This window comes from Cellulomonas sp. ACRRI (genome assembly GCF_022346185.1).
Taxonomy (GTDB): Bacteria; Actinomycetota; Actinomycetes; order Actinomycetales; family Cellulomonadaceae; genus Cellulomonas.
Map to the genome: position 1 here is coordinate 1 of NZ_JAKRMS010000160.1, position 8034 is coordinate 8034.

At 79.5% G+C, this 8034-nt stretch carries 6 protein-coding genes; all 6 read left to right on the forward strand.

Annotated features, from left to right (window positions below):
* Positions 1-9: 9 nt before the first annotated feature.
* From MHY85_RS19065 to MHY85_RS19090, 6 genes are read left to right on the forward strand one after another with little or no spacing between them, the layout of a single operon-like run.
* Complete coding sequence (locus MHY85_RS19065; RefSeq protein ID WP_239199574.1) at positions 10-891, forward strand: WecB/TagA/CpsF family glycosyltransferase; 882 nt, start codon at positions 10-12, stop codon at positions 889-891.
* Positions 888-2855 (forward strand): glycosyltransferase family 2 protein, encoded by a 1968-nt coding sequence (locus tag MHY85_RS19070; protein WP_239199577.1) that lies wholly within the window; start codon positions 888-890, stop codon positions 2853-2855. Before MHY85_RS19065 ends, MHY85_RS19070 begins: the two co-directional genes overlap by 4 nt.
* Complete coding sequence (gene epsE, locus MHY85_RS21675; RefSeq protein ID WP_239199580.1) at positions 2852-4300, forward strand: exopolysaccharide biosynthesis GT4 family glycosyltransferase EpsE; 1449 nt, start codon at positions 2852-2854, stop codon at positions 4298-4300. The genes MHY85_RS19070 and epsE overlap by 4 nt, the downstream gene beginning before the upstream one ends.
* The gene (locus MHY85_RS19080) at positions 4297-5622 is read left to right on the forward strand and encodes a hypothetical protein (RefSeq protein ID WP_239199583.1); all 1326 of its coding nucleotides are present in this window, start codon (positions 4297-4299) and stop codon (positions 5620-5622) included. Before epsE ends, MHY85_RS19080 begins: the two co-directional genes overlap by 4 nt.
* Positions 5619-6971, forward strand: coding sequence for an O-antigen ligase (locus MHY85_RS21970; RefSeq protein WP_239199587.1), 1353 nt, complete (start codon positions 5619-5621; stop codon positions 6969-6971). The genes MHY85_RS19080 and MHY85_RS21970 overlap by 4 nt, the downstream gene beginning before the upstream one ends.
* The gene (locus tag MHY85_RS19090; RefSeq protein WP_239199590.1) at positions 6950-8017 is read left to right on the forward strand and encodes a hypothetical protein; all 1068 of its coding nucleotides are present in this window, start codon (positions 6950-6952) and stop codon (positions 8015-8017) included. The genes MHY85_RS21970 and MHY85_RS19090 overlap by 22 nt, the downstream gene beginning before the upstream one ends.
* The last annotated feature ends 17 nt before the right edge of the window (positions 8018-8034 follow it).

The window sequence follows — 8034 nt, forward strand, 5'->3', positions numbered from 1 at the left end:
CGGTGACGCATGCCCGCTCCCCTCCCCTGGCCCCGCGTCCTCCTCGGCGGCACGCCGGTCGACCTCCTGGAGACCGCCGGCGCGGTCGACACCGTCGTCGGCCACGCGACGCGGGGCGCGACCTGGCCCCTCGGCGTCATGAGCGCCAACCTCGACCACATCCACCACTTCGGCTACCACGGCCCGTCGTCCCTGGTGCCGTTCGCCTGGGCGCACCCGGACGCGGGCGACCCCTACCCCACCGGCCCGCCCGCGGACGACCCGCTCGACGGGCTGCCGCCGGTCCGCTGGCTCAACCTCCTGGACGGCGCGCCGCTGGTCCGCCGCGCCGACCACCTCACGGGCCACGCCTGGCCGCGGCTCGCGGGCAGCGACCTCATCGAGCCGCTGCTCGACCGCGCGGCGGCCGACGGCCTCCGGGTCGGGTTCCTCGGCGGCCGGCCCGAGGTGCTGGACGCGCTGGTGGCGCGGCTGGCCGTCGACCGGCCCGGGCTCGCGGTCGCCGGGACCTGGTCGCCCCCGCGGCGCGACCTGGACGACGCGGCCGCGTGCCGCGCCTGGGCCGCGCTCGTGCGGCACGCCGCCGCCGACGTCGTCGTGGTCGGCCTGGGCAAGCCCCGGCAGGAACGGTGGATCGCGCGGTACGGCCCCCTGACCGGGGCCGCGGTCCTGCTCGCCTTCGGCGCGGTCGTCGACTTCCTCGCCGGTGCGGCGCAGCGCGCCCCGGAGGCGGTCCGGGACCACGGCTGGGAGTGGGCGTGGCGGCTCGCGCACGAGCCGCGGCGGCTCGCCCGCCGGTACCTGCTCGACGGGCCGCCCGCCTACGACGTGCTGGCGCGGCGCAGCTTCGTGCTGGTGCCCGGGACGCCGGACGCGGCGGCGCGGACGTGACGACGCAGGCCGAGCGCCGGACCGCCGCGGTCCCGGCCTTCGCCACCGCGGACGCCCCGGCGTCCCTGGGCGTGCTGGTGGTCACCTACGACAACGAGGCGCACCTCGACCGGCTGCTGGGCAGTCTGCGGCTCGAGGCCGCGAGCACGCCGATGCGGGTCGTGGTCGTCGACAACGGGTCGTCCGACGGCACCGTCCGGCGGGCCCGTGCGCACGCCGACGTGCTCACCCTCACCGGGCACGGCAACGTCGGGTACGCCGGCGGGATCAACGTGGGTCTCGCGCGCCTCGGCGACGTCCCGGCGACGCTGGTGCTGAACGCGGACCTGGTGCTGGAGCCGGGCGCCGTGCCCGCCCTGCTCGCGCGGCTGCAGCGGGGCCGGGCCGGCATCGTGCTGCCGCTGCTGCTCGACCGGGCGGGCGCGGTCCAGCCCTCGCTGCGCCGCGAGCCGTCGGTCACGCGGTCCCTCGGCGACGCGGTCCTCGGGCGGTTCCTGGGCGACCGGCCCGGCTGGCTGTCGGAGACGGTGCGCGACCCCACGGCCTACGCCTGGGCGCACCCCGTCGACTGGGGGACGGGCGCCGCCATGCTCGTCCGCGCGGAGGCCGCCCGGACGGTCGGGCCCTGGGACGAGCGGTTCTTCCTCTACTCGGAGGAGACCGACTACTGCCGCCGCGCCCGGGACGCCGGGTGGGAGGTGTGGTTCGAGCCCGCGGCCCGCGTCCGGCACGCCGCGGGCGGCTCCGGCCGCGGCCCCGAGCTCACCGCGCTGCTCCAGGTGAACCGCGTGCGGTACGCGCGCAAGCACCACGCCGCGCCGCTCGCCGCCGCCACGCTCGCGGTCACGGCGGCCGCGTCGGTGGCGCGCACCTGGGACGCCGGGCACCGGTCGGCGGTGCGGGCGCTGCTGCTGCCCTCCGCCCGCCGGGCGCTGCCGCGCGGCGTGCCCACCGGGCTCACGCAGACCGGTGGGGCGGCCGCGGCGCCGGCCGAGGTCCCCGAGCGGGCCCCCTCGGGCGCCGCCGCCGTCGCCCTCCGGGCGCCCCTCGGCGGCGCCGTCGTCGTCCCGGCGCACGACGAGGCGGCGGTGATCGGCCGCACGCTCGCCGGCCTGGCACCGTGGGCCCGCGCCGCGGGCGTCGAGGTCGTCGTGGTGTGCAACGGGTGCCGCGACGCCACCGCCGCCGTCGCGCGGCGGTTCCCCGGCGTCCGGGTGCTGGAGATCCCGGAGGCGTCGAAGCCGCGCGCGCTCGACGCCGGGGACCGCGCCGTGCGGCAGTACCCGCGGGTCTACCTCGACGCGGACGTGGCCGCGGTCCCCGCGGCGGTGGCCGCGACGCTACGGGCGCTCGCGGAGGGCCCGTGGCTCGCCGCGCGCCCGCCCGCGGCGGTGGACCTGGCCGGCGCCTCCGCGCCCGTGCGCGCGTTCCACCGGGCCCGGGCACGGCTGGCCGGCCCGCGGGACGCCCTGTGGGGCGCGGGGGTCTACGGCCTGTCCGAGCGCGGGCACGCGCGGCTCGGCCGGTTCCCCGACGTCCTGGCGGACGACCTGTGGGTGGACGCGCTGTTCGCGCCCGGGGAGAAGGGCGTGGTGGACGCGCCGCCGGTGCGCGTGGTCGCGCCGCGCACCGCGCGCAGCCTCGTGCGGGTGCTCGCGCGGACCGCGCGCGGCACGTCGGAGGTGCGGGCGCGGACCGGGGCGGCGGCCGCCGCGCGGCCGGACGGCCGGGTGACCGCGCCGCCCGGCGGGGGCGACCCGGGGACGACCACGCCGGTCCCCGTCCCGGTGCGCGGACCGGGTCGGACCGCCGGGGCGCTGCTGCGGACCGTGCGCGGGCCGCGCAGCGCGCTGGACGCCGCGGCGTACGCCGTGCTCGTCACCCTCGGCCGGGCGCGGGCCCGTGCGAGGTCACGGGCGGGACGCCCGGCCCGCTGGGAGCGCGACGAGAGCAGTCGCCGGTGACCGCCCGCCGGCGCCGCACCGGCGCGCCACCCGCGGCGCCCGGGGGCGTCGTGCTGGGCTACCTCGTCCCCGAGTTCCCCGGCCAGACGCACGCGTTCTTCTGGCGGGAGGTGGCGGAGCTGGAGAGGGCGGGAGCGCGCCCCGTCCTGGTCTCCACGCGCCGCCCCCGCCGCCCGGCGGCGCACCCGTGGGCGCGGGAGGCGGCGGAGCGCACGACCTACCTCGCCGACCCGGCACCGGAGGCGGCGGCCGGGGTCGCGGCGGTGCTCGCCCGAGCGGTCACCACGGGCCGGTGGCGGGCGGTGCTGCGCGAGACGCGGGCCGCTGCGGCCGCGGGGGCGGCCGGCGCCGCCGGGGCCGCCCCGGGGACGGGCGCCCGGACGGCCGGCTCCCGCCGCGTCCCGGTGCGCCTGCGCGCCGCCGCCCGCGCCGCCGGCCTGACCCTCGCGGCCGCCCGGCTCGCGGGGCTGGCCGTCGCCGGCGGCTGGCAGCACCTGCACGTGCACTCCTGCGGCGACGCCGCCCAGGTGGCCGCACTGGCCCGGCTGCTCGGCGGGCCGCCCTACAGCCTGACGCTGCACGGACCGCTGGCCGACTACGGGGGCAACCAGCGCGGCAAGTGGCGCGGGGCGGCCTTCGCCCTCGCCATCACCGCCGGTCTGCGACGCGAGGTCCGCGCGGCGCTCGGCCCGGACGCTCCCGCCGTCGTCGCGCTCGCACCGATGGGCGTCGACGACGTCGCGTTCACCCGGGCGCTCCCCTACCGCCCGTGGCCCGGGGCAGGGCCGCTGCGCCTGGTCGCCTGCGGGCGGCTCAACCCGGCCAAGGGGCACGACGACCTGCTGCGGGCCGTCCGCCGCCTGGCCGACCGCGGGCTCGACGCACGGCTCGTGGTGCTCGGCGAGGACGAGCGGGGCGGCGCGGGGCACCGCCGCGACCTCGAGGCGCTCGTGGGCGCCCTCGGCCTCGCGGACCGGGTGCGGCTGCCGGGCGCGGTCGGCGAGGACCGGGTGCGCGCCGAGCTCGGCGCCGCCCACGTGTTCGCGCTCGCCAGCCACGCGGAGCCGCTCGGGGTGGCGGTGATGGAGGCGCTCGCGATGGCGCTGCCGGTCGTGGTGTGCGCGGGCGGCGGCGTCGGCGAGCTGGTCGCCGACGGCCGGACCGGCCTCCTGGTGCCCCCGCGGGACCCGGAGGCGCTCGCGGCGGCGGTGGCCCGGCTCGCGGCCGACCCCGCCCTCGCCACGGCCCTCGGCGCGGCGGGCCGGGAGCACGTCGCCGCCGGGTACGCGAGCGGGCGCGGCGCGCGCACGCTCCTCGACCTGGTGGGCCCGGCGACGGGCGCCGCGCCCGCACGCACCGGCGCCGCGCCCGCCGGCACCGGCCCCGCGCCCGCACGCACCGGCCCCGCGCCCGCGGCGCGCCCGGCGGTCGGGGGCCCGCGGTGAGCGCCGCCCGCCGGATCTGCACCGGCCTGGTCGTCGCCGGGGTGTGCTTCGGCTCGTGCGCGGGGCCGACGGAGGAGCCCACCGCGTCGCCGTCCCCCGCCCCCGAGCCGTCGTGGGGCGCCCTCGCGTGGCGGGAGGTCGACGGCGGCCCCGGGTACTACGACCGGTTCGAGCCGACCCTGCCGCCCGGGCAGCGCGCGTTCCCGGTCGGCGTCTGGCTGGAGAGCGTCACCGACCCCGGGGACGTCGTGCTCGACAGCGCGGCCGGGCTCACCACCTACGTCGACCTCACGACGGACTCCGACCTGGCCCTGCTCGACGGCACCGGGCTCGCCGCGCTCGTCGGCCGCGAGGACCCGCGCGCGGCCGGCGGGGTGCTCGCCGACGAGGTGGACATGTGGGCCGGCGCCGGGGACAGCGGCTGGACCGGGCTCTGGCCGGGGCAGGGTGAGGTCTGCGACCCGGCGAACACGCCCTGCGGCTACACGGTCCAGGCCGCCGTGCGGGCCGGACTGCCCGCGGACGCGCTGACCTACGCGAACTACGGCAAGGGCGTGGCGTTCCGCCTCGACGACGCCGAGGCCGCCCGGTTCGTCAACGACTACGCCGACGTCGTCTCGGCCGACACCTACTGGTTCACCGACCCGCACATCTGCGGCGGGCACGAGGGGGGCCTGCTGCTCGCCGGGGGGCAGCCCCTCACCGAGCCGGAGTGCCGGCGCGCCGCGAACTACGGCCGCACGGTCGACCGGGTCCGCTCCCTCGTCGACCCGCCCGGCAGCAGGCCCGTCTGGGCGTTCGTCGAGCTCGGGCACCCGTTCTCCGAGGACGACGCGCCGACGATCACCGGGCCGCAGGTGCGCGCCGCCGTGTGGAGCAGCGTCATCCACGGGGCACGCGGCGTCGTCTACTTCAACCACAGCTTCGGGGGCGACTGCGAGTCGTTCCACCTGCTGCGCGAGCCGTGCGGTGCCGCCGTCCGGCCGTGGGTGACGGACCTGAACCGGCAGCTCGCCGAGCTCCGCCCGGCGCTGACCGCGCCGTTCCTCGACGGCGCCGTCCGGCCCGACGGCCCGGTCGACGCCGTCGTGAAGGTCGACGGCGGCGACCAGTACCTGTTCGCCGCGGCCACCGACGGTGCGGCGACGGTGCGGTTCGAGCTGCGGTGCGCGGCCGGCGGCACCGTCACCGTGCTCGGCGAGGACCGCAGCCTCACGATCGCGGACGGGGCGTTCACCGACGCGTTCGCCGACGGCCTCGCCGTGCACCTGTACCGCTACGACCACGACCCCGGTGCCGCGCCGGGGTGCGCCGCCCCGTGACCGCCGTACTGCCGCGACCGCCCGCGGCGCCGGCCGCCGCGGCGACCGCTCCCGAGCAGGGCGTGCCGCTGCTGCTGCGCGCCGCCCTGGTCACCATCGGTGCCGCGCCGGCCAGCATGGTGATCGCCCCGATCGGTGCCGCCGGGACGGTGCCCATGCTGCTGACGCTGCTGCTCGGCGCGTTCTGGATCGCCTCGTGGGCCTGGGGTCTGCACGACCCGCTCACCGCCCGGCACCCCGGCCGGCTCGCGGTGGCGGCCCTGCTCCTGGCCACCGTGGCGTCGTCGGCGGCGCTCTGGCTGGGGACGACCGGCGGCAGCACCGAGGTGACCCGGGCCGCCGGCGAGCGCTGGCTCCTGCTCGTGCTGGCCAGCGCGACGCTCGTCACCGTGGTCCCCGAGTGCGCGCGGACGGCGACCGGTGCCGCGCAGTGCGCCCGCGCGCTCCTCGACGGTGCGGTCGTCTGCTGCGTGGTCGCCCTCGTGCAGTTCCTGGTGCACGTCGACCCGGTGGACTGGGCGCCGTGGGTGATGCCCGGGTTCACCCCGAACGGCGGCGACACCCCGTTCCAGCCCCGCGGCGCGCTCGTCCGGGTCGCGGGGACCACCTTCTCCCCCATCGAGCTCGGGGTGGTCGCCTCGATGCTGCTGCCGCTGTCGATCTGGCGGGCCGTCTACGACCGGTCCGGCCGCCGGTGGGCGCACCTGCTCCGCACCGGCCTGCTGGTGGTCGCCGTCGCCGTGAGCATCTCCCGGTCGGGCATCCTCGGCCTCGCCGTCGCCACCGCCGTGGTGCTGCCGTTCCTGCCCCGGACCGCGCGCCGCTGGGTGCTGGTGGCCGCGCCGGTGGCCGTCGCCGGCCTGTTCCTGTCCGTGCCGGGCCTGGTGAGCACGCTCGGGGGCGCGCTCGGGGCCGACGCGTCGGACCCCTCGATCTCGACCCGGCTCGACAACTACCCGCGGGTGGTGGCGATGTTCGACGCGCACCCGCTGCTCGGCCTCGGACCCGGGAACTACATGCCGGAGGACGCGCTGCACATCCTGGACAACCAGTACCTGAACGCGCTGGTGACCACGGGAGCCGTCGGGGTCGCCGCGACCGTCGTCTACCTGGTGCTGCCCGGGGTGGCGGGCCTGCACGCCGCCCGCGCCGCGCGGTCGCCCGCGCTGCGCTGCCTCGCCGGCTCCCTCGCCGCCGGCACCCTCGCGGGCGCGGTGTGCTCGCTCACGTTCGACTCGCTGTCCTTCCCCGTCTTCGCGCTGCTGTTCCCCGCGCTGGTCGGGCTGTCGGGGGCGGCGTGGCTGCTGGTGCGTCAGGAGGAGGAGCCGTGGACCCGACCGACGTCCTGAGGACGCTGTGGCAGCAGCGCTGGTACGTGCTGCCCGCGCTGCTGCTCACCCTCGCCGCGGCGGCGTACGTGTACGGGTTCGCGCCGCGCAGCTACGAGGCGACCTCGACCTACGCCCTGGTCAACCCCGCGGTGCCCACCACCGAGGAGCTGGAGCGCGACCCGGCGCTCGCGGCGCTGAACGGCGACAACCCGTACCTGCGGTCCGCCGACACGAACCTCATCACGGACGCGGTCATCGCCCGGCTGGGGTCCGCGTCCACCGTGCGGCAGCTCGAGGCGGACGGGGTCGGGACGGACTACGGCGTCGGCCCCGGGGTCGGCGGGACCGGCTTCGTCGTCGACATCACGGGCGTGGGCCCCACACCCGAGGCCGCCATCGCCACCGCGACCGCGGTCGGCACGGTGCTCGCAGCCGAGCTCGAGGACCTCCAGCGGGTCAACGGCGCCGACGACCGGTACCTGTTCACGCCGCTGCTCCTCACGCCGCCCGACGACGCCACCGAGCAGTTCTCCAGCCGGCTGCGCGCCGTCATCATCGTGCTCCTCGGGGGCGCGGTGCTGGTCTTCGGCGCGGCGAGCCTCGGCCGCTGGCGCTCGGGGGCGCGGGCGCAGCGGGCGGCGGCGCGCGCGGCGGACGCCGGCTCGCCTGGGGGCCCGGGCGCCGCCCGGGAGACGGGCCCGGAACCGGCGGTCGACGAGGCGTCGGCGGCGGCGCCTGGACCGACCGCGGACGCGACCTCGCGGGCGGCGTCCGGGCCGACCGCGAGCGCGACCTCGGACGCTGCCTCGGAACCCGCGGCGGGTACAGCCGCGCAGGCGGCCCCCGGACCTGCGGCGGGCGCGACCCCGGAGTCGGTCGCGGACCCCGCGACGGACGCCGACGAGCCGACGGCGGCGGAACCCGACGCAGAGCCCCCGACCGAGCCCGCGGACCCGGGCCCCGTCGCCACCCCGCGCGCCCCACGGGCCCCGCGCGCTGCCGGGCGCGTCCCCGCCCGCGCCGCACGCGGCACCGGCGCGCCGACCGCCAGACGCCCGCGCTGACGCCCCGCCTGTCTCTT

Bases quoted from the DNA above. Each gene is read 5' to 3' on its own strand.
- MHY85_RS19065 (WP_239199574.1), top strand. From the start codon at position 10: ATGCCCGCTCCCCTCCCCTGGCCCCGCGTCCTCCTCGGCGGCACGCCG.